Origin of the sequence: Maribrevibacterium harenarium (assembly GCF_006385675.1) — a bacterium.
Taxonomy (GTDB): domain Bacteria; phylum Pseudomonadota; class Gammaproteobacteria; order Pseudomonadales; family Marinomonadaceae; genus Marinomonas; species Marinomonas harenarium.
Genome location: NZ_VFRR01000003.1, coordinates 61,111 through 86,291, shown reverse-complemented (window position 1 = coordinate 86,291; position 25,181 = coordinate 61,111). Strand labels below are relative to the sequence as shown.

The window sequence follows — 25,181 nt, the reverse complement described above, 5'->3', positions numbered from 1 at the left end:
ATCCTATTTTGACCAGTTCATTAGCAGTTGTTCTAGTTTGTCCTGAGCCTTGGCAAAGACACGAATACCATCAGCCAATTTTTCGGTCGCCATTGGGTCTTCGTTTAGAGCCCAACGTAGACTCGTTTCTGTGACAGTAGCTTCTGGGTAGGCCTGGCGTTGGTGAGCGGTTGTGATGGCTGGGAAGAAATCGTCAAGATTATCCATGGCGTCCAGTTCAGCTAGTAGGGAGGGGCCAATAGTGAGACGGTCGCAGCCGCTTAGATACAGTATTTCACCGGTATTACGGAAACTGGCTCCCATAACGATGGTTGGGTAACCGTGTTCTTTAAAATGGGTATAAATATCGCGGACGGATTGCACACCGGGGTCGTCACAAGGGTGACTATATGTTTGCCCCGTGTTGTTCTTATACCAATCTAAAATACGGCCTACGAATGGGGAAATCAAAAATGCACCGGCTTGAGCACAAGCAAGTGCTTGATGAAAGTTAAAAATCAGCGTCAAATTACATTTAATACCCTGTTGCTCAAGTATGCGAGCAGCTTGAATACCTTCCCATGTGGCGGCTATCTTGATGAGCACTTTGTCCTTGGAGATACCGATACTGGCGTATTGCTCTATCAAAAAGAGTGCTTTGGCGACGGTTTTTTCGGTATCAAAGGATAGCTTGGCATTTACTTCAGTAGAGACCACCCCTGGCACAACCGAGCTAATTTCTTTACCTAGTAGCACAATCAAACGATCACTCGCTAAGCTAAAGGTGTCCTCATTTAAGAAGTGGCTATTGTTTTGTGCCCAAGTGAGAGCATCGGTCACTAGGGCATCGTATTTGCCGGATTCGATGGCCGCCAAGATTAACGATGGGTTGGTCGTTGCATCTTGAGGTTGGAAGCGTTTAATTTGTTCAATATCACCAGTATCAGCCACCACGATAGAGTGATCGCGTAATTGAGAGAGAGCGGTCATAGTTATTGTCTTTTATATCAATTGTTAGTAGACGAAAGATCAGTCACCAAATTTCGTGCGCATCTCTTCCAATAGAGGAGAGGAAAGCAACATGAATTTGGGGAATGTATAGAGGGCTACGACGGTAGCCCTCACGGGGTTAGTTGAGGGAACTAACCGTATTACGACTTAGTACTCAGACAGTACAAAAGCAGCAGTGTAGTTACGAATATTTTCAGAAGTGATTAGGTAGCAATCAAACAGTTGTTTTTCCACATCCACTCCAGTAGAGCCAGTTTTGATGTAGTTGTCTGCTTGACGTACTGCTTCAGCGGCAAATATCGCCACGGGCTGTAGAACGGTGTACTCCATCTCACCATTCAAAATAGCATTGGCTGCATCTGGGGAACCGTCAAAACCACCTACTTTCACTTGGTCCAGTTTGCCGGCTTCTTTTAGGGCTGCGATAGCGCCGAGTGCCATTTCGTCGTTACCACTGATTACCCCTTTAATATTTGGATTCGCTTGTAGAATAGACTGCATTTTGTTGTAGCCTTGAGTACGATCCCAGTTAGCGACTTCTCGAGCAACTTTGTTCAGGTCTGGGTACTGGCTAAGCACTGTTTCAAAACCGTTTGAACGCGTCGCTGCGTTGTTATCACTTGGTGCGCCGAACAGCTCAACGTAATTACCTGAATCGCCAACGCTTTCCACCCATTGCATTGCGCCTAGTGCAGCACCTTGTGCGTTGTTTGATACTAACTGCGCTTTAGCTAGGCCACTTTGGTTTATTTCTGCGTTCACGATGAATACTGGAATATTAGCGGCAATGGCTTTACGTACCGCACCGATAGAGCCATCAGCGTTTGCAGGGTCGAGAATGATCGCTTCGGCTTTATTAGTGATGGCGGTATCGATTAGCTTACTTTCCGTGTTGGTATCGCCTTTGTGTGCAGATACATTAGCGGTATAGCCTAAATCTTCAGCGGTTTGCTTAGCTACCTGACCCTCTGTGAACCAGTATGGGTTCGATGGGTCGTTGACGATGATGGAGATTAAACCATCAGCCCATGCACTGCCGGCCATTAGTGTTAAGCTAGCAGTAGAAGCAACGAGTAAACGCTTGGTAGTTTTAAACATATCTTGTACTCCGATTTATTATTTTACGAGTTTGCCGAAGCTCGGCGAGCGAATGACGGCACAGTAGAAAGTTACTCTGCCGCACACAGTTCTAGCGACTTTTACCTGATGAGCCGTACTGCAAGCTGTTCAGTAATACCGCCAAAACGATGACTGTTCCGGTGAAGACTGTTTGCCAGTAGGCAGACACACCGATGATGACGAGACCGTCGGATAAATAACCAATGACAAGCGCGCCTAAGATGGTGCCGCGAACCGTACCGCGACCACCTGTTAATGCCGCACCACCGATAACCACAGCTGCGATTGCTGTTAATTCATAGGTTGTACCAGCGGTTGGTCCGGCAGAGGTTAATTGTGAAGACAACACTAGACCTGCTAGGGCAGCACAAATCCCAGACAACATATACACAACGATTTTGACTCGTTTGATAGGAACGCCAGATAAATCGGCTGCTGTTTCATTGCCACCGGAAGCATATAACCAGCGACCGAAGGCGGTGCGGCTAAGCATTAGCCCACACAAAAGGGCGACTGCTATTAGTACCAGTACGCTGATTGGTACACCGGCAAGACGGTTAAAACCAAGCCATTCAAAACCGGTGTTGCCTAGCTCTGGCTTACCGGCGAGTTGGTTGTAAGTCAAACCATTGGTCATCAATAAGGCGATACCACGGGCGACATACATGGTCCCCAAAGTGGCAACGAACGCTGGAACTTTGAAGTGTGCAATCAAGACGCCATTGACGATACCGACAGCGGCGCCAAGTCCACAGGTCAGTAGCACCACGACCCAGAGTGAAGGGTATAAGGTGATGCCCAGAAACTCTAAATTCACACCCTGCATCAAGAAGCCAGCGAATACGCCACACAGCCCAAGTGTAGACCCCACCGACAAGTCGATACCGCCATTCAGTATTACCAGCAGCATACCGATCGCCAGTAGACCGAAGATGGCCACGTGGGAAGACATGATTAAAAAGTTATTCACCGAAAAGTAGTGCGGTGACATAAAGGAAAAGAAGATGATGATGGCGATTAAGGCGAAGAAAGCGCGGCCTTCTAGCAGTAAACGTCCAATATCGAGCTTTTCTTTCTTTACCGGCACGTGCGGGGCCGGTTGGGTTTTAGCCGTTGCAGACATAATAGAGCTCCAATCTTGTTGTTATTTTTTAATGGGTAACAGCTTCACCAGAAGCTGCCATTATTTGTTCTTTGGATACGTTGGAATCGAATTGCGCCGAAATCTTGCCCTTGTGCATCACGATAATGCGGTGAGCGATACTGAGACATTCCGCCACTTCAGAGGTGGAATAAATCACGGCCAACCCTTCCTTGGCTTTTTCAGCGAGCAGTTTAAAAACTTCGGCTTTGGCACCGATATCAATGCCGCGGCTAGGCTCGTCTAACAGCAACACCTTAGGACCAGTAGCCAGCATTTTGCCGATGACAACCTTTTGTTGGTTACCGCCAGACAGGGATCCAATCGCCGCTTCAGGGCCAGAGGTTTTGACAGTGACGGATTTAATCGAATCTTTTATCAGCTTGTTTTCGGCACTGCGGGGGGTCAGCAGCCCCTTGGCAAACTCACCGATGCTCGCCAATGAGAGGTTTTCACCCACACTCATGGTTTGTACTAAACCATCCTTCTGACGATCCTCGGGGACTAATGCGAGACCTGATTGAATCCTTTGTCCCACGCTTAAAGTGCTAATGTCTTGGTCGCCAAGTAGGATGTATCCAGACTTAGGTTTGAGTCGACCGGCGGCACATTCCATAAACTCCGAGCGGCCTGCGCCCATGAGCCCATAAACACAAACGATTTCGCCGGCTTTTACCTCGAGGGAAAGCTTATCCACCACGTTGTAGTGGCCCCCTTTCGGGTCTGCGATGACTAAGTCTTTGACGGCTAATGCGGTGTCGCCAAAGTCATAACCTTGGGGTGGTGTACCTAGATCAAAGTTTTCTCCTACCATGTTGCGGACGATCCACTCCAGATCGATATCCCGACGGGGCGCGTAAGCTGTCATCACTCCATCCCGCAGTACCACCGCATGGTCAGTGATTTCTAAGGCTTCTTCTAAATGGTGTGAGATGTAGACAATGGAAACGCCTTTACTGGTCAAGTCGCGGATGACTTTAAACAGTACTTCCACTTCTGCCGCACTGAGTGCCGATGTGGGCTCATCCATAATTAGAATGCGCGAGTTTTGTGAAATGGCGCGGGCAATCTCGATAATCTGCTGTTGCCCGAGGCGTAATTCCTCAAGGGGCATAAGAGGGTCGATATCTTCCTCTAGCTCCTCCATTAACAAGCGTGTTTGACGCTCTTCCTCGGCAAAGTCCACCTGTCCATTGCGGATGATTTCGCGACCCATAAAGATGTTGTCACGCACGTTGAGGTTTGGAGCGAGACTTAATTCTTGGTGAATAATTGAAATGCCTTTGGCGCGAGCTTCATTGGCATTATGGAATACCACCGACTCGCCATCCAAAATGATGTCCCCCGAGGTTGGTGTGATCACCCCGGAAAGTATCTTCATTAGTGTCGATTTACCGGCACCGTTCTCACCAAATAGGGTGGTTACTTGGCCCCGGTGAATATCGAAATTCACCATTTTTAAGGCGTGGGTGTTACCAAAGGACTTGGCAATATGACGGGCTGATAAGACCACTTCATCTTGTGAAGTTGGTTGATGGTTGAAATCATGGGCTAAACTCATCGTACGCTCACCTCCACTGGCGTGACTAGCCAGTTTTTGGCGTTGATAAGACGAAACACGCCGGTTACATCGATCTCTTGCCCGCTTAGGTTATCTTGATCAAGATTGGCAAGCGTGTCCGCTTTCATAACACGGTTGATAGCCGCACCAACATCTTGGTATTCGATCTGATTCTTAAATTCACCGAACTGAATTTTGCCAGTTGCATCCCGTAAATCTGTGCCATTAATAGCAGGCCCCGTTTGCATCCGCACCGTTTGATTGTCAGGGAAACCGGGGATTTTGATCTTAAATACGCCGGAACGGCCGTCTAATACTTGACCGCTAAAGGTCACAGGGATCACTGGGCCAATGCCCCCGGCAACGCCGTATTGCTGCCCCGCCGCCTTCTTGTCTTCCTTTAAAGCACTCAGAAGTGTCTGCCCATCAACCGCTTTCTCGAGAACGAATGCTTTGATTTCTGGATAGTGAATTTTGGCGTAATTATCCGGTGAAAAGGCTTGTTGACGTAAATCTTCGAGTGAGCCGTTCACTATGACTTTGGTATCTAACACCATAGCGCCGACTAATGCGGCGGCCGCTAAGCCACTCATAGCAATGAGTTTACGTTTTTGTTGGGTGATTTGATTGGAAAGCTCAGTGCCCATGACGCTCTCCTTGTTTGCAACCTAGGGTTGCTGCAGTGGCGTCCGTGGCTGCAGTTTGGCGTGTAACACGCTCTGCAGATGGGAATAGATGCACAGTGATGTTTATCATTGTTATTTTGCTCCGGCAGTTTTCCTCTAGCCCTAAGTGGCAGCATCCGTCGCTACGTTTAATCGTTGCTTCTAGCGCCATTCACTTAGGTGATCTAGCCGAGATCAGAGTTTGTTTTTAGAGGTTTGTTTGATCTTTGCACATAACAATGGGACAAAAGAAAATAGCTGTCAATGAAATTTTTTGCTTAAAAAATAAAAAATATCATTTCATCGTGACGTTATAGGAGTCTGATGCTTTTTTGTTTTCGGTTGATAGAAAACTGTTTATACAGGTAGTTTTTCTGGATAAATGCAATAAATTCAGTTGGTTATGTTGCTATTTTGACCATGTTTTTGAACATCATTGGGGATTATTGAGTAGTTGAAAGATATTTCATTGATTGGAAAATAATCGAAAAACAAGGTTGACAGATACGGGAACCAAAGAAATAATTAACAAAACAAGAAAAATATTTCACCTTGGTTGAGGATTACTGATAACCAAGGTGTATTTCCGAGGTCTGTCATGCTAAGAACAATAAAAAGGGGCTTCATTGTTGCCGCGACTGTGTCAAGGTGTGGAAATATTCCTTCCAACACGCAGTCAGTCGAGGTGCACAATGACTAACCACCAGCCACTTATTATCGGCATCGATGCCGGCACATCTGTTATCAAAGCCGTCGCATTCTCGTTGAAAGGCGAGCAAATTCTCGTCGCATCAGTACGTAACACTTACCACACCACAAAAGAGGGCGCAGCAACACAGTCGTTACAACAGACGTGGTTAGATTGCGCGCAAGCGATCGCTGATCTTGGTAAGCAACTATCTAATTTCCGTGAGCGTGTCGTTGCTTTGGCGGTGACGGCTCAGGGAGATGGCACCTGGTTGATTGATGCTGACGGACAACCCGTAACGGATGCTTGGTTATGGTTAGATGGTCGGGCAGCTCCCACTGTGGCGCAGTTACAGTCTCTAGACGGAGAGAGGTCCCGGTTCGAAGCGACAGGTACAGGATTGAATACGTGCCAACAGGGTGCCCAGCTTGCTCACATGGTACGCCATTACCCGGAATTGTTAGACCAAGCGGCCACCGCCTTTCACTGTAAAGACTGGTTGTACTTCAATCTTACCGGTATCAAGGCGACGGACCCATCCGAAGCCAGTTTTACCTTTGGCGACTTCCGCACCCGCCAGTATAAGGACGAAGTGATCGCTCAGCTTGGCTTGAATGACTATCGGTATTTACTACCCCCTATTATCGATGGCAGTGAAACCACCCATCCGTTATCCCAGTCCGCAGCGGAATTAATTGGCTTAAAAGCGGGGATTCCCGTGTCGTTGGCTTATGTGGACATGGTGATGACGGCGCTAGGGGCTGGCGTTCATACCCAAGACGACAGCGTTTCTTGCTCCGTGATTGGTTCTACCGGGGTGCACATGCGTTCGGTTGCGGACCAAGAAGTGTATCTCAATGATGCCGGTACGGGTTATGTCATCGTCTTGCCGGTTCCAGGAAAAGTGACGCAAGTACAAACCAATATGGCATCGGCACTGAATTTAGATTGGTTGCTAAACGTAGCCAGTGAGCTCTTGGCGGAGTTCGGTATCGACGCAGATAACAAAGCTTTGATTGCCAAAATCGAAGGCTGGCTAAATCAATCTGAGCCGGGGCAGCTTATCTATCATCCTTATATTTCCGATGCGGGTGAACGTGGCCCCTTTGTTGATGCTAATGCCAGAGCCAGTTTTACCGGTGTCACTTATCGACATCGTTATCCTGATTTGGTCCGTGCGGTGATTGAAGGTATCGGTATGGCTATGCGTGATTGCTATGAAGGCATGGGCGGTGCCGCGACCGAATTACGCCTCAGTGGTGGTGCTGCACGTTCGGCCCAGTTGCGCGCTATTTTAGCAGCGTGTGTGGGTGCCGATGTGCGCGTCTCTTTACGTGAAGAAGCCGGTGCTGCCGGTGCCGCCATGATGGCAGCCGTGGCAAATGGCTATTACCCAGATATGAATACCTGCATTGCCGAATGGGTCACCCCTTTATTAGGGCAAAGCGAAGCGGTTGATCCTAACCTTACTCGCATTTATGACAACTTATACCAAGCCTATTTAGAACAACGTCAATCATACCCCCATGTTTGGCAAACCTTAGCTAAGCAGCGTGACTTTGCATGCGCCGCTAATGGTCAGAATTCAACGCATAACAAGAACGACGCAAGTGGGCGAGCCCCCGACTTCTGCGCGAATAATCAATGAGGCACATTATGACAACTGAACACATGCTTGATCTTTTTGTAATTGGCGGTGGCATTAATGGTGCCGGTATCGCCCGGGACGCTGCAGGTCGTGGACTAAGCGTTGCGCTTTGTGAGAAAGATGACCTTGCCCAAGGTACCTCGTCCCGTTCCGGTAAGTTAGTGCACGGTGGGTTGCGTTACTTGGAATATTATGAGTTTCGCTTAGTGCGCGAGGCCTTGATTGAGCGTGAAGTTCTGTTGAATTCTGCTAGCCATATTATCTGGCCGATGCGTTTTGTATTGCCTCATAGCAAAGATGATCGCCCGGCTTGGTTGGTACGCTTGGGACTATTTCTATATGACCATTTAGGTGGACGTAAGCGTTTGCCTGGAACGCGCACATTAGATCTACGACGGGATCCAGAAGGGGCGCCAATCAAAGACCAATATACCAAAGGCTTCGAGTACTCAGATTGCTGGGTAGATGACTCCCGTTTGGTGATCCTTAATGCTTTAGACGCCCAGCAGAAAGGCGCGCAAGTATTGACTCGTACCCGCTGTATCGCGGCTAAGCGCCAACAAGATCATTGGTTAATCACTACAGAAAATGAGTTCACTAAGGAAGTACAAACTTTCCGTGCCAAAGTCTTGGTGAACGCGGCTGGTCCCTGGGTACGTAATATTGTTGATGATGTGGCGCAATCCCAAAGCAGCCGCAATATCCAGCTGGTGAAAGGTTCCCATATTGTTGTGCCCAAATTCTGGGAAGGGCAGCAAGCGTATTTGGTACAGAACCACGATAAGCGGGTTATTTTCATAAACCCTTATGAGGATGACAAGGCGCTGATCGGTACAACTGATATTCCTTATAAAGGCAAAGTAGAAGAGGTAGTCGCCGACGAAAGCGAAATTGAATACCTACTGGCAGCGGTGAATCGCTACTTCAAAGAGAATCTACGCCGGGAGGATGTTGTGACCAGCTTCTCCGGCGTACGGCCATTGTTTGATGACGGACAAGGTAACCCCTCTGCCGTGACGCGAGATTACGTATTTGATTTGGATGAAACAGGCAATGTGCCTCTGTTGAACGTATTCGGTGGCAAGCTGACCACCTTCCGCAAACTATCGGAGCATGCGATCCAGAAGATTGATAAGTTCTTTCCCAATATGGGCGGGAATTGGACTGCAAAAGCTACCTTGCCCGGTGGGGATATTCCTAATGCTGACTTCCCAAGTTTTGTTCAAGCTATGAAGGTGAAATATAGCTGGATGCCCCGTGCGCTATTGATGCACTACGGTCGTCACTATGGCTCCTTGATCCAATCCATCGTGGGCGATGCAGAGAATCTAGTCGGGTTAGGTGAGCATTTTGGTGCCAATTTATACGAAGCGGAGGTGCGCTATTTGGTTGCTAATGAATGGGCACTGACGGCGGAAGATGTGTTAACGCGCCGGACTAAAGAAGCGCTGCATCTTAGTGCCGAACAGATCCAGTATTTTGAAAGCTGGTTCAACGCACAGTTTTTACAGACTGACCTAAATCGTAAGATTTCGTAGGAGTACCACCATGCCATTAACCCTAGGTTTGAATACCAATCCACTGGTGAACCGGTTTGCTGATGTGGATGATTTGATCGATACCGTGGCTCACGACATTAAAATTCGTGATTTGCAGCTGACCCATGAATTTATTAACCCAAGCTGGCCGGCACAGGTAATCCGTCGCCTGACTCGACAAATGGGGGCGGCATTAAAGCGCACTGGGGTGCGGGTGACGTCGGGAATGACAGGCCCTTATGGACGCTTAAATCATTTTGGTCACCCTGACGCAGACGTGCGCCGTTACTATGTTGATTGGTTTAAAACCTTTGCTGATATTACGGCAGAGCTTGGAGGGAACGCTGTCGGCACGCAATTTGCCATCATGACCTATCAGGATTTTGATGATACAGCTCGCCGTGAAGAGCTTATCCAAATAGCAATCGACTGTTGGGCCGAGGTGGCTGAGCACGCCAAGCAAGCGGGATTAGACTACGTCTACTGGGAGCCGATGAGTATTGGTCGTGAGTTCGGCGATACCATTGAGTCGGCTATGGCATTACAAGACCGCCTCACGGCTGCGGATATGGCACTACCTATGTGGATGATGGCCGATATTGATCATGGTGACGTCACGTCAAACAATCCAGCGGACTATGACCCCTACGCTTGGGCAGAGGTGGTGCCGCCGGTTTCCCCTATTATCCACATTAAACAGAGCTTATTGGATAAGGGCGGTCATCGTCCTTTTACCGCGGAGTTCAACCAAAATGGTCGCATCCAGCCGGAACCTTTGCTGCAAAGTTTGGCAAAAGGAGGGGCCCGAGACAATCAGATTTGCTTGGAGTTGAGCTTCAAAGAGCGAGAACCGACTGATCGACAAGTGGTTGACCATATTGCAGAGAGCGTAGCTTTCTGGGCACCACATATCGACAGTGGTGTGCAAGATTTAAATATTTAAACTATACCGGCTCTTTTTGGTTACAATACGCCAGCCCGCCAAGGAATTTATAAAGCGTGGCTGTCTGTAACCATTTGTCAGATATGGGTAACAAGGGGTCATTATGAAAGACAAATCCAAACATCTTGATTCAGATGACTCTTTGGCCATCCGAGCGGCTTGGCTTCATTACGTTGGTGGACTAACTCAAGCCGCGGTGGCAAAACGCCTCGGTCTGACCTCAGTAAAAACACACCGTTTGATCTCCAAAGCCGTTGCGGAAGGCGCGGTGAAGGTGTCTATTGATGGCGCCATCACGGATTGTGTTGCTCTGGAAGACGAACTTATCGCCAAGTTTGGCTTGAGCCACTGTATTGTGGCGCCAGATTTAGGTGAGGAAGGTATCCCTTTCAAAACCCTGGGACAAGCTGGTTCCACTTACCTACGTAATATTTTGACGACGCAAACCGATATTACCATCGGCTTGGCTCTTGGTCGTGCGCTAGCGGCTGTCGTTAATCAGTTGCCACGCATTGAGACGCCGAGTGTACGGTTCGTCTCTCTGCTGGGTGGTTTGACTCGGGATTACTCAATTAACCGAGATGACGTACTCCACTGGATTGCAGCAAAAACAGGTGCTCCTTCTTACACCATGCCAGTGCCCTTATTGGCTAACTCGGTCGAAGACAGAGAAGTCTTATTAGCGCAGAAAGGCGTAAAAGAGGTTTTTTCCATGGCCAATAATGCGGATATCAAAATTATTGGTATTGGTACGGTGGCGCAGACAGCGCAGTTGGTAGCTTCCGGGCCGATCAAGCCAGAAGAGATTGTTGAGATTGCCCGAGCCGGTGCGGTAGGGGAAGCAATGGGGCATTTCTTTGATGAGCAAGGTAAGGTAATTCAAACTTCACTGAGTGCTCGTATGTTATCGGTTTCTCTAGAAGGGAAGCAGGGGGAAGTGACTGCCATTGCTGGTGGGGAAGAAAAGGTGGAGGCCATTCGTGCGGTTTTAAATGGCAATCTACTGACTGGCCTTATCACCGATGAAATCACTGCCAAAGCTATTCTTCAGTAAACGGGTAAACAGAACTTATCAACTTACCGATCACAGATCCTAGCTGTGATCGTTTTTCTTCACAGCTGTTACTAGCAGAGAAAAAAGTCGCCCGGTATGGGTGATCAAAATGATGCTACCGGGCGCAAACCAGTCGAGGAGTGCCCAATGAAACTTGTCTTCTTTACCGCAAAATATGTGATTTTGTGATAAATCACATATTTGAGTTAGAAAATCACACCTTCTTCGATTAAAAATGACTAATTTTCGCTCTTAGAGTGTGATGAATTTGGTTTCGTTGGTAAACCCATGGGACTAAAAATGATAGTCTAGTCGAATATTTCTGCCTATTTTGGCAAAAACACTTAACTAAAACCTCAAAGCCGCTTGGGTAAAATTAACTTAACATCAAAAATCACAAAATAAAATAAAAAATGTTAAAAATAACTTTAAAAATGTGATTTATGCGGTTATAACATACTCAAGAGGTTTGTTATCTCGGTAGGTATCTATGAAACGTGATGAGCGCAGACAGCAAATTATCGATCTCCTGGTTGAACTAGCTAGCGTGGACTTAGAGGAATTGTCGCTACGCTTCGGCGTATCGAAGATGACGATCCACCGGGACCTAGACGAATTGGAGGCGGCGGGATTGCTACGCAAAGTGCGTGGTGGTGCTACCATCGAAGCAGGGATGCAGTTTGAGAGTGATTTTCGTCTGCGTGAGCGCCAAGGTAATTTGGCAAAAGAGGCAATGGCCGCCGCCGCGTTGGAACTGGTCGAGCCGGGTATGACCGTAATGGTCAATGACGGCTCTATGGCAGCGGTGTTGGGAAAGCAGTTGGTGACCAAAAAGCCGCTAACTATTATCACTAACAACGCAGCCATTATGCAGGCCCTCCAAGGGGAGTCAGGAATCGACCTGATTGCTCTAGGAGGACAGTATTCGGCTAAGTTTAACGGCTACTTTGGCGTATTGACGGAACAATGTTTGACCAGCCTAAGGGCGGATATTGCCTTTTTATCTAGTCCAGCTGTTTCCGGTTCTCAAGTGTTTCATATGGATGCAGACGTTGTACGGGTAAAGAAAGCTATGCTGGGCGCCGCAGTAAAGAAGTGCTTGTTAGTGAATCATTCCCGTTTTGACCGAGTAGCACTGCATGTTTTGGCAAACCTCGATGACTTTGATTGGGTGATTACCGATCAACCGCCAGCACCAGAAATTAGCCAATCATTAGCGGCATCTGGTATTTCGTTAACTATTGCCAAACCATTGGAATAACCATGACAACAAGCAAGCAATTTTGGGTAGGTACTAGCTGGAAAATGAATAAGACATTGGCTGAAGCAATGGCTTTTGCCGAAGGGATGCGAGCTGACGATAGCAATGCTGTAGACGCTATTCAGCGCTTTGTGATTCCACCGTTTACCTGTGTGCGAGAAGTGAAGTCACTACTGGCCGCCACTCATGTCAAAGTGGGTGCTCAAAATATGCATTGGGCTGATCAGGGTGCATGGACGGGGGAAATTTCACCGCTAATGCTAAAGGATTGTCAGCTAGATATTGTTGAACTGGGTCATTCTGAGCGTCGCGAGCATTTTGGTGAAACCAATGAAACAGTGGGTAAGAAAGTCGCTGCCGCTGTGTCTCATGGTTTGATACCGCTCATTTGTATCGGTGAAACATTAGCTGACAAGGAGCGTGGTATTGGCCCTCAGGTTCTTGCTGAAGAAGTTCGTGGAGCATTGCAATATCTAACAGAAGAACAAAAGTCAGCCCCCATCTTGTTTGCCTATGAGCCCGTTTGGGCGATCGGTGAGCATGGGGTGCCAGCTTCACCTGAGTACGCTAGTGACCGCCAAGGAGAAATCTCAGCGGTTATCGAAAGTGTTCTTGGGCGTCGCGTGCCTTGTTTGTATGGTGGTTCGGTGAATCCTGAAAACTGTGAAGAGTTGATTGCCTGTGAGCACATCGATGGTCTTTTTATAGGCCGCTCTGCTTGGAATGTTGAAGGTTATATCAACATTCTCAATAAGTGTGCTGCAGTCATCGAGCAAAACTAAATTAAGAGGTATTCATCATGAAAATAGCAATTGCAGGTGATAGTGCAGGTGAAGGCTTGGCAAAGGCCTTGGTTGAGCATTTGAGCAGTCAACATGAAGTGGCAGATTTGTCCCGTTTAGACGATGGTAGCGCCGATACATACTACGCCCACTTATCTGAGCGCGTCGCAAAGGCGGTGCTAGATGGCGAATACGACCGCGCTATTTTATGTTGTGGCACGGGAATCGGTGTGTGTATCGCAGCGACTAAAGTGCCGGGTATCCGTGCTGCACTCACCCACGATACTTATTCTGCCGAGCGTGCAGCATTGTCTAACAATGCTCAAATTATCACTATGGGGGCTCGTGTTATTGGGCAAGAGTTAGCGAAATCCATCGCCGAGGCATTTTTAAATCAAACCTTCGACGAAAAAGGTCGCTCGGCTGGTAACGTTGACGCCATTAATGAAGTGGATCGTAAATACCACGGCTAGGCTGGTCGCGACGTAATCCGGTGGAAAGGCGATACAGAGCGGCTCAAAAATTCGCTCTTACGCTTACTAAAAAAGGCATGCCCAGCATGCCTTTTTGCGTTTTATCTGCTATACATTCGCAGAATATTAGTGTGCGGTAACGTTGCCCTTTAAGCGCATGGCTTCGTGGGCTGCGACGGCAAGTTCTTGGCCTTTTTTCACGAAGTGACGAGTGAAGTACTGGATGTGCTCTTCGTGCTCGTGAAAGTGGTGAGGCGTCAATACAGCTGTGAGCACCGGCACGAGCGTTTCTAGCTGCACTTGCATTAGGCCGGAGCATACCGCCTGTGCGACGAAGTCGTGACGATAGATACCACCATCTACCACTAGGCCGGATGCAGCGATAGCATCATAGTGGCCTGTCTTAGCCAATAGTTTCGCTTGTAGTGGAATCTCGTAAGCACCGGGTACGGCGATTACATCAATCTGATCCGCTTGGTAGCCAAACTCAGCCAGTTTAGCCGAGAAGCCTTCTAGGCACTTTAGCACTATATCTTGGTGCCAAGAGGCATGGATAAAGGCGATTTTTTTGCTTGTAATATCGAAAGTTGAATTCGTTGAGCTCTGATTCATAACTAATACCTAAAAACAATTAAGTGAATCAGGGCGAACGCGCAGGTACGGCCACCAGATAAAATCTGGCAACGGAGTGAGCTACACGTTCTCTACCATCCGGACTATCACCGTCGGCTCTGGAATCACACCAGATCTGCTGTCCTTGAGTTGCATAAAGCGACTCAAGCGCTCGCGGGCTTTGGGGTCTGACCCCATTACCGCCGGTAGGGAATTTCACCCCGCCCCGAGAACGAATGCTATAAAAGCTAGGCTAATTTAGCGGCTCCACTGGGCAGGGTCAAACCGTTTTCGCGTAAATGTCATTAATATGACATTTGACTAAACTTCTGGCGCAAAGGCGCAATATTAGAGGTTTTCCTCGGCAAATTCCGCCAGACGGCTGCGTTCGATACCGTTTACATGCATAACGCTGGCATATTTAAAGGTCTTGGCTTTTTCCACCAAATAAGTGAGTCCAGAAGTCAGCGGCGTAATGTATTTGTTGTCTATCTGTGCCAAGTTACCGAGTACAATAATTTTGGAGTTTTCCCCCACTCGGGTGACGATAGATTTTAGCTGGAATTGGGTCAGGCCTTGAGCTTCGTCCACTATGATAAGCGCATTGTTGAATGAACGACCACGCATAAAGTTTAGGGATTTAAACTGAATGTTGGCTTTTTGCTTCACATATTCAATGCTGGACATGGAGTGCTCATCGTTACCATGGAGCACTTCCAAATTGTCATCAAATGCGGCCAGCCAAGGCGCCATCTTTTCTTCCTCTGTGCCGGGTAGGAAACCAATATCCTCAGCCAAGGGTGTGGTAGAACGGGCAACGATAATCTTGTTGTAGCGTTTTTCTTCCATGGTGACATGCAGGGCATAGGCGAGAGCGAGCAGGGTTTTACCAGAGCCTGCTGGCCCCGTCATGACCATCATATCGGTATTTTCATGGCGAAGTAGGTAGAACGCCATCGCCTGTTCTAGATTGCGTGGCTGAATGCCCCAGAATTGCTGATGCATTAACGACTGGCGATTCACGTCTAGTAGGTAAACAAACTCTTGGTCGATGTTGACCACAAAGCCTACAAAACTATCGGCATCGGTGATAAACATATTGAGATACAAAGTTGGCAGCTCGGTTTTGGCTATCTTGTGTACTGTGTGTTGGCCATGATTTTCTGTTTGGACGTTTTCAATATGATCCCAAAAATGTCCCTCAACTTGTACATAACCCTTGTTGAGCAAATCAACATCGTCCAAAACCTTATCTTTACGGTAGTCTTCCACCCGTTTTAAACCGGAACCTTTGGCCTTAAGACGCATATTGATGTCTTTAGTCACCAAGCAAACCGAAGACTTAGGGTGGGTGGCTTGTAGACTTAGGCCCACATTAATAATGCGATTGTCGTTAGCATGGGCTTGGCTAGTGTTAAGAAACGGAATGTTGTCCGTATGGGTGATCTGCTGGTCAGGGTAGATAGCCAGCATGCCTTTGCCCGAGTTGTCGACTTCATCACTTTGATCCGCCGCACGGGGAATGGGCACTCCTTCGAGGAGCTTTTTCGGAGAAGCGTCGCCGACAATGCGGTCAATCATATTGATGGCAAGGCGCGCTTCGCGGCTCACATCCTTATCGCGACGGTCTTTAATAATGTCCAGTTCTTCCAGAACCGTCATAGGGATCACGACTTTGTGTTCAGCGAAGGCATAGATTGCTAGCGGGTCGTGTAATAGCACATTGGTATCAAGAACGTAGATCTTATCCATGGTACGACTCCTTAAAGGACAAGCGGTATCCTCTGTTGTTATGTAGTGCTCACTTTCAGTGTAAGTCATAAATTATGAAAGGCGAGTGACAGATACATAAAAAAACACCGCCAGGAGGCGGTGTTTTTAAGGAGTAGTGCGCGTAGTGAGGATTAGTCGTCCAAGAAGCTGCGCAAATGTTCAGAGCGGCTTGGGTGACGCAACTTGCGCAGTGCTTTGGCTTCGATCTGACGAATACGCTCACGGGTTACATCGAACTGCTTACCGACTTCCTCTAGGGTGTGATCAGTGTTCATATCGATACCGAAACGCATACGCAATACTTTCGCTTCGCGGGCGGTTAGGCCGGCTAGCACCGTAGTAGTCGCCTCTCGTAGACCTTCGATGGTTGCTGTATCAATTGGAGATACCGCGCCATCGTCTTCGATAAAGTCACCAAGATGGGAATCTTCATCATCACCGATAGGGGTTTCCATAGAAATCGGCTCTTTAGCGATTTTCAGTACCTTACGGATTTTATCTTCCGGCATATCCATACGTACCGCCAATTCTTCCGGCGTCGCTTCACGGCCCATTTCCTGCAACATTTGGCGGGAAATACGGTTTAGCTTGTTGATCGTTTCAATCATATGCACCGGAATACGAATGGTACGAGCTTGGTCGGCAATCGAGCGGGTAATCGCCTGACGAATCCACCAAGTGGCATAAGTTGAGAACTTGTAACCACGGCGGTATTCGAACTTATCGACCGCTTTCATCAGACCAATGTTACCTTCCTGAATTAGATCAAGGAACTGCAGACCACGGTTGGTGTATTTCTTCGCAATGGAAATAACCAAACGAAGGTTAGCCTCCACCATTTCTTTCTTGGCGCGACGAGCGCGAGTTTCGCCAATCGAAATACGGCGGTTAATCTCTTTCAATTCCGCAATAGAGATAGCGGTATCTTTTTCGACGCCACGTAGCTTACGTTGGCAACGATTAAATTCCGCTTCGTTTTCCTGCAATGCGGCAGCATAGCTAGCACCAGAGTCAATTTGCTCTTGTAGCCAGTTGGTGTTGGTTTCGTTGCTTGGGAAACGCTTCAAAAACTCGGTACGAGGCATACCTGCTTTGCGTACGCAAAGTTGCATAATCAAGCGCTCTTGCTCGCGTACCTTGTCCATGCGTGAACGTACACGATCAATCAAGTCATCGAATAATTTAGGCACTAACTTGATGGGTGCGAAGTGCATGCTGAGCTCTTCTTGCTTGGCACGTACGGCATCATTGTCACGGCCGTGCTCGGCCATGAGTGCTTTCAGCTCTTCGTAAATGCGCTTGATCTCAGTGAAGCGCATAGCGGTTTCTTCAGGATCTGGGCCGCTATCGGTTTCTGACTCTTCTGAGCTATCAGTATCATCATCGTCTTCATCGCTATCACCAGCATCTTCGTCGATTTCTTCTACTGTTTCTTCAGCATCATCAAAGACTAACTCTTCACCGTCACCATCGATAAAGCCGCTGAAAATATCGCTTAGGCGACCTTCTTCTTCTTGGACTTTAGCGTAAGTGTCTATGAGTAGATCGACGGCGCCAGGGAAGTATGACAGTGCCGCCATTACTTCACGGGTGCCTTCTTCGATGCGTTTGGCGATGGCAATTTCACCGGAGCGTGTCAACAGCTCGACGGTGCCCATTTCGCGCATGTACATACGCACTGGGTCGGTAGTACGGGTAACATCCCCTTCTACGGCAGCTAGGGCAGCAGCGGCTTCTTCAGCGGCTTCATCGTCGGTAGAGTCGCCTTCTTCCATCAGCAGACTTTCTTTGTCTGGGGCGTACTCAGATACCACAATCCCCATGTCGTTGATCATGGCGACGATTTCTTCTACCTGCTCTGGGTCAGAAAGGTCATCTGGGAGGTGGTCGTTAACTTCAGCAAAAGTTAGGTAACCTTGTTCTTTACCTTTAGCGATCAGCTCTTTGAGGCGTGACTGTTGAGTGTCTGGCATTCGACAACCTATCGTTAGAAATTCGTTTGGGGAATTAGCAAGCCGCGAATGATAGCAAAATCAATAAAATTTATCCAGATATAACGTCGATTTTTGTCTGAATTGTAGGCAGTTTTCAGCGCTTTTTCTGGCGTAATTGATCCATTAAATTACGAAGTTCTTGCTGCGATTCACTAGACTTAATGGAGTCGTTACCACGGCTTTTCAACCGGTTAATATGAGAAGTTAAGCCGAGCTTACTTTCATAGTAGTGCACTAAGTCCGACACTTCCTGTTGCGCATCTCTAATGTGCAACTTGGTGGCTGCATCTGGATGGTTGAGTAGTTGGTAGAGTTGCCCTAAGAGGTTCTCATCCCGCAAGCTGGCAAGTAAATGTCCACCATTGTGGTTAGGGTGTTTCGAGAAGTATCGCCATACCTTGCCGAATAATACCCGTTCCACATCCTCTCCTTGAATTAACGGCTCAGGTACGTCGATATGCTGTGCTACTTCAGGGTAAAAAGTCAGGCAGAGGGTGCCATGGGCGATGCGCGACAATGGCTTGCTAGCTGGCGCAAGAGGGAACTGGGTACGCTCAGACTGGTCGCCGCGTTTTTTCCATTTGTTACCGTTAGAGCTGGATTTAGGCGTATATCCAGTCGAAGTGGGAGGTGCGTAGTCATAAGGTTCTGCGTCATACTCCCGTTCGGCAGGGTAATAGTCACTCTCTTCGTACTGGGCTGGCGCGCTGTGATATGGCGTGGGTAAGGGGGCTGGCGCAGCTCGGTTTAAGTCTTCTTGGCTCAGCCCTGTCTGCTCAGCTAGCTGGCGTAATAAAATAGAATGTAGGGTGACGTCGTGAGGAATACGCTCGATCAGCCCCATCGCTAATTGGGCAAATTGTGCTTCCCCCTCTTCATCATTGAGAGTGATCTGGCTTCTAGCATGTTCAAACAACACATGGGCCAAGGAACTGGAATCATCTAAGCGCTGATAAAAGTCTTCTTTGCCGTTTTTGCGTACTAAGGAATCAGGGTCTTCACCCTCGGGCAAAAACAAGAAGCGCACTTGCTTACCATTTTGCATCACCGGCAAGCTAGCCTCTAAACCGCGAATGGCTGCGGCGCGCCCGGCTTTATCCCCATCGAAACAGAGGGTGACTTTATCAACCAGCTTGAAAAGCTTGCGCAAGTGTTGGCTATTGATCGAGGTGCCAAGGGTGGCTACCGCATTGGTGATGCCGTATTGAGCCAGCACGATAACATCCATATAGCCTTCAACCACAATGATGTGGTCGAGTGTTTTGCTGTTCTGTTTGGCTTCATACAGACCATATAGCTCTTGGTTTTTTTGGAAAACCGGCGTCTCTGGGCTATTTAGATATTTGGGTTTTTCATCGCCAAAGGCGCGTCCACCAAATGCAATGGTGCGTCCACGGGTGTCGCGGATGGGGAACATAATGCGATCGCGAAAACGATCATAGTAATGGCCGGGATTGTCCTTCTTCTCGATCAGCATTCCCGCCTGGAAAAGGTTGATCTGATCTTCCGCTCTTTTGCCTGCATGTTTAAGTAAGTTGTCCCAGCCCGGCGGTGCGAAGCCAATGCCATAGACTTTGGCAATCTGGCCAGAAAGCCCCCGTTCTTGGGATAGATAGCGAGTTGCTTTGGCTTTGTCGGAGTGGGTGACTAGCTGCTGCTGAAAGAAAGTAGCAGATTCCGCTAGGCAATTGAGCAAACCGGCATTTTGTTCGTAGCGATCAGGTATGCCTTGTTCCCGTGGCACTTCCATACCAGCGTCTTTGGCGAGCAGTTCGATGGCTTCGACGAAGTCGAGGTGATCATGCTCCATCACAAAGGAGATAGCGTTACCGCCAGCACCGCAACCAAAACAGTAATAAAACTGCTTGTTGGGATTCAGACTGAACGAAGGGGACTTCTCATTGTGAAATGGGCACAGGGCAGAATAGTTTTGCCCAGTTTTTTTTAGGCTAATACGGGACGCCACCACATCGGTGATATCGGTACGAGCTAGTAGCTCGTCGATAAACTGGTCTGGAATGCGCCCCGCCATAGATAATTACCCGAGTAGGGCTTTCACCTGTTTGCTAACCACGCCCATATCGGCACGGCCTTGTACTTGAGGTTTGACAATTGCCATCACTGCGCCCATTTGCTGCATGTTGCGAGCACCGGTTTCTTCGATAGCAGCTTTCACAATGGCGCTAACTTCGTCTTCGGTCAGTGGTTGTGGCAAGAACTCGGCAATCACTTCCATTTCTGCTTTTTCAATATCGGCAAGGTCTTCACGGCCGCCGTCGGTGAATTGTTGGAATGAGTCTTTACGCTGCTTTACCATCTTGTCCAAGATCACCAGAATGCGAGCGTCGTCTACTTCAATACGCTCATCCACTTCCACCCGTTTGATTTCAGCTTGAATGGTGCGAATGATGGTTACGCGAGCTTTCTCTTTGGCACGCATGGCGGTTTTTAGGCTATCGGAAATGTGTTTTTTCAAGTCAGACATTGCTCGTTCCTATAATCAAAGCGAAAAGGTCTAAATGCTGGAGGGCAATACAAGAGGCAAGTATTGAAACAAAAAAAATCGGCTAGGTGTAGCACCCAGCCGATTCTTTTAGGTACTTGTTGATACTACGCGCTAGGTGCGCTGTTCAACAAGCCGACGTTTTACTAGGTTATTAAATCCTAGTACAAACGTTGGAATTTCTTCTGCTCACGAGAAACCTTCTTCGCGTGACGCTTAACAGCAGCAGCTGCAGCACGTTTACGTAGAGTAGTTGGTTTTTCGTAGCATTCACGACGACGAACTTCAGCAAGGATACCTGCTTTTTCACAAGAGCGCTTGAAGCGACGTAGAGCGATGTCAAATGGTTCGTTGTCTTTAACTTTAACTGCTGGCATGTCTTATTACCTTTCTGTTTTAACGTTTAAAATACCAAACGGCGCTGGATCATACCGACTTTTGTAACGGATGCCCAGATATAATCTACCGAGAGTGTTAGGTCGATTTAGTGAGTGACGAGCTCGGTGTTTGGGTTCTCAACAAGGGGTGTCCGTAAGGACTAAAAATCACCTGCCTTTTTATTTAAACGGTAAAAACGCGCGAGATTATACTGGTATGGACTGCTGTTGTCTAATTAGAAAAGCGTTTTCGCCATGGAAAACCAGCCGAAAACAATGCGTGGCAAGGACTGCTCAGGTACAATAGAGGCAATTTACGAACTAACGAGAGCGCCATGAAAGTACTGGGTTTAGAGACTTCCTGTGACGAGACGGGTATCGCTATTTACGATACTGACCAAGGCCTATTAGCCCACAAGATTTATACGCAAGTTGCACAGCATGCCGAATATGGTGGTGTGGTACCAGAATTGGCTTCCCGTGATCATATTCAAAAGACCTTGCCGCTAATAGAAGAAACCCTTAAAGCGGCCGACTTAACCAAGCAAGATTTGGATGCCATTGCCTTTACCTCCGGCCCTGGCTTGGTCGGTGCTTTGATGGCAGGTGCCACGATTGCTCGGTCGTTGGCTTATGCGCTGAATATCCCAGCGCTCGGGGTACATCATATGGAAGGTCACTTGCTGGCCCCCATGTTGGAGGAAAAACAACCTCAGATGCCGTTTGTCGCCCTGTTGGTATCCGGTGGACATACCCAGTTGGTGCGGGTAGATGGGATTGGTGAATACAAATTACTGGGCGAGTCCTTGGACGACGCCGCGGGTGAAGCCTTTGATAAAGCGGCCAAGATGATCGGCTTGCCATACCCAGGTGGTCCGTACATTGCTAAGTTAGCGACCCAAGGTAACCCTGATGCCGGTATTCAGTTTCCTCGACCGATGACGGATCGCCCGGGTTTGAATTTCAGTTTTAGTGGATTGAAAACGGCGTTTTTGACCGCGGTTCATGATGCCCTAGATCGAGATGGATTCAATGATCAATTTCAGGCAGATGTGGCGTTGGCGTTCGAGCAGGCGATTGTAGATACCTTAGTGATTAAGTGTCGTCGAGCCTTGGAACAGGAAGGTTTAACCCAATTAATAATTGCCGGTGGCGTGAGCGCCAATAAACGCTTGCAGCAGCAGTTACAGATTCAGCTAGCTAAGGTCGGGGGTAGCGTATTTTACGCTCGGCCTGAATTTTGTACTGATAATGGCGCCATGATCGCTTTTGCTGGGGCACAACGTTTACTCGCTGGACAGAGCTCGCCACTGAACTTATCGATTCGCGCCCGGTGGCCTTTAGCAGAGTTAGACCCCATTACAGAGGGAACAAAATGAACGATATTGTCTTTATCGAAGGATTGCATGTCGATGCGGTCATTGGTGTTTATGACTGGGAAAAAGTTATCCTGCAGCAGTTGGTGTTTGACTTGGAGATGGAGCACGATAACCGGGTGCCTGCCGCTACCGACGACCTGAGCAAAACGCTAGACTATGAAGCGATTTCTAACTTTATTCGTGATTACTGTAAAGAGAACCAGTTTGAATTGATCGAGACCTTGGCGGAGCGCCTTGCGGCGGCCTTGATCGCTCAATTTTCGTTGTCTGTGATCACCATGACGTTGCGCAAGCCCAGTGCTGTGCCAAGCGCTAACGCAGTGGGCGTCAAAATCCGCCGTTGTGCCGTTTAGGCTATAAATAAACTTATCGTCAGTCTCGATCATTATCGCGACTGACGACCTCCCCACCACGGCATATAGTTTGGCAACTCGCTTAATTTTCTAGCAGATCAATACCGAATCTAAACGACCGAGTTTTTCAATACGAGCTTGTTGCAACGCTTCACCAAGCTCGGCGCCACTTAGCCCCTGCTGCATAAAGGCTTTGGCGCTGATATCCGCAACAGCGCTGCGTAGGCGTTGCCATTCTGCTTCTGGAATGCCCGTGAGTTCTGCCAAAACTTTTACTAGTTTGGCAAAGGGCTGGGGGCGTTTTACCGCGCCGGTTTGTCCCAGCCACTTTTCCCAAACATCGGCAGGCAGTGGTATCGGCATACTTTGCACTACCTGGTTCACTTGCTCACTCAGCCAGCGGTATTGATTTGGCGCTCGGAGTAGATGATGTAAGTTGACCAGCTCATCTTGGGGTATGGTGGCGGTTAAAAAGGCCCATTTCTCCTGGCAGTCGAAGGTAGTAGGAGGGGTGCTAAAATGTGTTGGCCACCCGGGAAATAGCTGAGCTAAGGCGTCGATTTCTTGCAAAAGCTGGAAATAGCGCTGACAGTGATCGCTACAGAGAGCCGTTTCGGTTTCACGCCAGACCCGCTCTGGAGTAAGGTGGTTGAGTTCACCGTTGTGTGCCATATGGCGCATCAATTCTAAGGTCTGGGGGGCTACTTCAAAGTCAAATGCCGCGAAGCGAGCTAAAAAGCGTGCCACCCGCAGCACTCGCAACGGGTCCTCGATAAAGGCCATTGAAACGTGGCGCAGCATACGTTGCTGTAGATCTTTTTGCCCGCCATAGGGGTCGATTAGCTGTCCTTGATCATCCTTGGCAATGGCATTAATAGTGAGATCACGACGTAATAAGTCTTCTTCCACCGTGATCTCAGGAGCAAAATCACAGGCAAACCCAGTGTAGCCTTGGCCTTGTTTTTTCTCGGTACGGGCAAGAGCGTATTCTTCCTTGGTTTTTGGGTGCAAAAACACCGGAAACTGCTTGCCAACCTGTTGATAGCCTTTGGCAAGCATTTCTTCTGGGGTGTGGCCTGTAACCAACCAATCCCGATCTTTTACCGGTAGGCCGAGTAGTTCATCCCGAACAGCTCCGCCCACCAAATAAATGGCTTTATTCGCTGATTGCGTCACTGGCAATTAGCCAATTTCACAATGATCTGGGTACATGGCACTCCATTGACTGAAGCCGCCATTCAGAGAATAGACTTGTGAAAAGCCTTGCTCCGCTAAAAATTCGGCAGCCCCTTTACTGCTGTTGCCGTGGTAGCAGCACACCACAACCGGAGTGTCTTTCGCCGTCGTCTCAATAAAGGCTTGCACATTATCGTTGTTCAGATTCACTGCATTGGTGATGTGGGAGCTAGCATAGCTACCACCATCACGGATATCTGCGACCGTGGCGCCTTCTTGAATTAGGTTCAGGGCATCATTCACATTAATACAGGTATAAGTATTCATAGTGGGTCTCGTTAAAGTTGGCAGGGAGTAGCAAAACGTTGTTCATCTTCTAAGCGCAGGGCAGTCAAACTACCACCCCACACACAGCCAGTATCCAGTGCATGAATATTAGAAATAGGGGCTTGGCCTTCTAGGGCTGCCCAGTGCCCAAATACGATACGACATTGTCTATCGATCCGTCGAGGAAATTCAAACCAAGGGGCATAGCCCTTTTTCGCGGTGGTTGGGCCTTCTTTGGACTTGAGATCGAGCTTGCTGTCTGCTGTGCAAAAACGCATGCGAGTGAGGTAATTGGTGATGGCTCTGAGGCGCTCTTGTCCAAGCAGCTGAGCATCCCACTGGTCGGGCTTATTGCCGTACATGTCACTCAAAAATTCGTCCACTCGATCAGAGCGTAAAATGCTCTCGACTTCCCCGGCCAGGGATAGCAAATCGGTTAGATCCCAGCAGGGTGGTACGCCGGCGTGAGTCATCACGGTGTTTAACTCAGCATCATAGTGACACAGGGGCTGCTGACGTAGCCAGTCCATTAATTCGTCCCGGTCGCTGGCTTGTAGAATTGGGCCTAGAGTATCGTTTTTCTTCAAATGGGCGTGACCATGAGCAACTGCGAGCAGGTGTAAGTCATGGTTGCCAAGTACCACTTTAGCGTTACCACCAAGGGCTTTAATAAAGCGTAATGTGGCGAGCGATTCTGGGCCTCGGTTAATGAGATCACCAGCAAACCACAAGCGGTCTTGTTCCGGTTCATAGCCAATATTGTCTAGCAAAGTCATCAGTGGCGCAAAACAGCCTTGGATATCACCTATTACATACGTTGCCAC

23 protein-coding genes and 1 riboswitch are annotated in these 25,181 nt (G+C 48.4%); of the genes, 9 read left to right on the top strand and 14 right to left on the bottom strand.

The window, feature by feature from the left end; genetic code table 11:
• Positions 1-3 precede the first annotated feature (3 nt).
• The 5 genes from tal to FJM67_RS02660 all read right to left on the bottom strand — a co-directional run bounded on the left by tal (position 4) and on the right by FJM67_RS02660 (position 5,458).
• Positions 4-969 carry a transaldolase gene (gene tal, locus FJM67_RS02680; protein ID WP_140587147.1) on the bottom strand — a complete coding sequence of 322 codons (966 nt, stop codon included), beginning with the start codon at positions 967-969 and terminating at the stop codon, positions 4-6.
• A gap of 168 nt (positions 970-1,137) precedes the next feature.
• Positions 1,138-2,088: a D-ribose ABC transporter substrate-binding protein gene (locus FJM67_RS02675; RefSeq protein ID WP_140587146.1), complete on the bottom strand. Its 951-nt coding sequence runs from the start codon at positions 2,086-2,088 to the stop codon at positions 1,138-1,140.
• Positions 2,089-2,179: 91 nt separating this feature from the next.
• On the bottom strand, positions 2,180-3,232 hold the full coding sequence (locus tag FJM67_RS02670) for an ABC transporter permease (RefSeq protein ID WP_140587145.1): 1,053 nt from the start codon (positions 3,230-3,232) through the stop codon (positions 2,180-2,182).
• Positions 3,233-3,260: 28 nt separating this feature from the next.
• The gene (locus tag FJM67_RS02665; RefSeq protein WP_140587144.1) at positions 3,261-4,811 is read right to left on the bottom strand and encodes a sugar ABC transporter ATP-binding protein; all 1,551 of its coding nucleotides are present in this window, start codon (positions 4,809-4,811) and stop codon (positions 3,261-3,263) included.
• A complete protein-coding gene (locus FJM67_RS02660; protein WP_140587143.1) occupies positions 4,808-5,458 on the bottom strand; it encodes a DUF2291 family protein in 651 nt (216 codons plus the stop codon). The genes FJM67_RS02665 and FJM67_RS02660 overlap by 4 nt, the downstream gene beginning before the upstream one ends.
• Before the next feature lie 710 nt (positions 5,459-6,168).
• Here FJM67_RS02660 and FJM67_RS02655 point away from each other — a divergent pair.
• The 7 genes from FJM67_RS02655 to derI all read left to right on the top strand — a co-directional run bounded on the left by FJM67_RS02655 (position 6,169) and on the right by derI (position 13,863).
• Positions 6,169-7,812, top strand: coding sequence for an FGGY-family carbohydrate kinase (locus tag FJM67_RS02655; protein WP_140587142.1), 1,644 nt, complete (start codon positions 6,169-6,171; stop codon positions 7,810-7,812).
• An 8-nt stretch (positions 7,813-7,820) separates the two neighbouring features.
• Positions 7,821-9,350 (top strand): glycerol-3-phosphate dehydrogenase, encoded by a 1,530-nt coding sequence (locus tag FJM67_RS02650; RefSeq protein ID WP_140587141.1) that lies wholly within the window; start codon positions 7,821-7,823, stop codon positions 9,348-9,350.
• A gap of 10 nt (positions 9,351-9,360) precedes the next feature.
• Positions 9,361-10,293 carry a sugar phosphate isomerase/epimerase family protein gene (locus tag FJM67_RS02645; RefSeq protein ID WP_140587140.1) on the top strand — a complete coding sequence of 311 codons (933 nt, stop codon included), beginning with the start codon at positions 9,361-9,363 and terminating at the stop codon, positions 10,291-10,293.
• A gap of 103 nt (positions 10,294-10,396) precedes the next feature.
• Positions 10,397-11,347 carry a sugar-binding transcriptional regulator gene (locus FJM67_RS02640; RefSeq protein WP_140587139.1) on the top strand — a complete coding sequence of 317 codons (951 nt, stop codon included), beginning with the start codon at positions 10,397-10,399 and terminating at the stop codon, positions 11,345-11,347.
• Between the two features lie 490 nt (positions 11,348-11,837).
• Entirely contained in the window at positions 11,838-12,608 is a 771-nt protein-coding gene (locus FJM67_RS02635) for a DeoR/GlpR family DNA-binding transcription regulator (protein WP_140587138.1), read from the top strand.
• Positions 12,609-12,610: 2 nt separating this feature from the next.
• Positions 12,611-13,390 carry a triose-phosphate isomerase gene (locus tag FJM67_RS02630; protein WP_140587137.1) on the top strand — a complete coding sequence of 260 codons (780 nt, stop codon included), beginning with the start codon at positions 12,611-12,613 and terminating at the stop codon, positions 13,388-13,390.
• 17 nt (positions 13,391-13,407) lie between these two features.
• A complete protein-coding gene (gene derI, locus FJM67_RS02625; protein ID WP_140587136.1) occupies positions 13,408-13,863 on the top strand; it encodes a D-erythrulose-4-phosphate isomerase in 456 nt (151 codons plus the stop codon).
• A gap of 126 nt (positions 13,864-13,989) precedes the next feature.
• On the opposite strand, the gene FJM67_RS02620 is transcribed toward derI, so the two are convergent.
• The 6 genes from FJM67_RS02620 to rpsU form a co-directional block, all read right to left on the bottom strand.
• Complete coding sequence (locus FJM67_RS02620) at positions 13,990-14,475, bottom strand: 6,7-dimethyl-8-ribityllumazine synthase (RefSeq protein WP_140587135.1); 486 nt, start codon at positions 14,473-14,475, stop codon at positions 13,990-13,992.
• A gap of 83 nt (positions 14,476-14,558) precedes the next feature.
• Positions 14,559-14,713: riboswitch (FMN riboswitch) on the bottom strand.
• Between the two features lie 110 nt (positions 14,714-14,823).
• Positions 14,824-16,227 (bottom strand): PhoH family protein, encoded by a 1,404-nt coding sequence (locus FJM67_RS02615; protein WP_140587134.1) that lies wholly within the window; start codon positions 16,225-16,227, stop codon positions 14,824-14,826.
• A 152-nt stretch (positions 16,228-16,379) separates the two neighbouring features.
• Positions 16,380-18,221, bottom strand: coding sequence for an RNA polymerase sigma factor RpoD (gene rpoD, locus FJM67_RS02610; protein ID WP_140587133.1), 1,842 nt, complete (start codon positions 18,219-18,221; stop codon positions 16,380-16,382).
• A gap of 115 nt (positions 18,222-18,336) precedes the next feature.
• Complete coding sequence (dnaG, locus tag FJM67_RS02605) at positions 18,337-20,274, bottom strand: DNA primase (protein WP_140587132.1); 1,938 nt, start codon at positions 20,272-20,274, stop codon at positions 18,337-18,339.
• A gap of 6 nt (positions 20,275-20,280) precedes the next feature.
• Positions 20,281-20,727 (bottom strand): GatB/YqeY domain-containing protein, encoded by a 447-nt coding sequence (locus FJM67_RS02600; protein WP_140587131.1) that lies wholly within the window; start codon positions 20,725-20,727, stop codon positions 20,281-20,283.
• A gap of 179 nt (positions 20,728-20,906) precedes the next feature.
• Positions 20,907-21,122, bottom strand: coding sequence for a 30S ribosomal protein S21 (rpsU, locus tag FJM67_RS02595; RefSeq protein WP_055463821.1), 216 nt, complete (start codon positions 21,120-21,122; stop codon positions 20,907-20,909).
• 335 nt (positions 21,123-21,457) lie between these two features.
• Here rpsU and tsaD point away from each other — a divergent pair, with 335 nt between their 5' ends.
• Complete coding sequence (gene tsaD / locus FJM67_RS02590) at positions 21,458-22,501, top strand: tRNA (adenosine(37)-N6)-threonylcarbamoyltransferase complex transferase subunit TsaD (protein ID WP_140587130.1); 1,044 nt, start codon at positions 21,458-21,460, stop codon at positions 22,499-22,501.
• Positions 22,498-22,854 carry a dihydroneopterin aldolase gene (folB, locus tag FJM67_RS02585; protein ID WP_140587129.1) on the top strand — a complete coding sequence of 119 codons (357 nt, stop codon included), beginning with the start codon at positions 22,498-22,500 and terminating at the stop codon, positions 22,852-22,854. Before tsaD ends, folB begins: the two co-directional genes overlap by 4 nt.
• Before the next feature lie 90 nt (positions 22,855-22,944).
• Here the strand turns inward: folB and FJM67_RS17885 are convergent, their stop codons facing one another.
• Genes FJM67_RS17885 through FJM67_RS02570 form a run of 3 tightly spaced genes read right to left on the bottom strand, consistent with a single transcriptional unit; the run spans position 22,945 to position 25,181 of the window.
• On the bottom strand, positions 22,945-24,030 hold the full coding sequence (locus FJM67_RS17885; protein ID WP_328591920.1) for a tRNA nucleotidyltransferase: 1,086 nt from the start codon (positions 24,028-24,030) through the stop codon (positions 22,945-22,947).
• A 6-nt stretch (positions 24,031-24,036) separates the two neighbouring features.
• The gene (glpE, locus tag FJM67_RS02575) at positions 24,037-24,357 is read right to left on the bottom strand and encodes a thiosulfate sulfurtransferase GlpE (RefSeq protein WP_140587128.1); all 321 of its coding nucleotides are present in this window, start codon (positions 24,355-24,357) and stop codon (positions 24,037-24,039) included.
• Between the two features lie 11 nt (positions 24,358-24,368).
• Positions 24,369-25,181 carry a symmetrical bis(5'-nucleosyl)-tetraphosphatase gene (locus tag FJM67_RS02570; protein WP_140587127.1) on the bottom strand — a complete coding sequence of 271 codons (813 nt, stop codon included), beginning with the start codon at positions 25,179-25,181 and terminating at the stop codon, positions 24,369-24,371.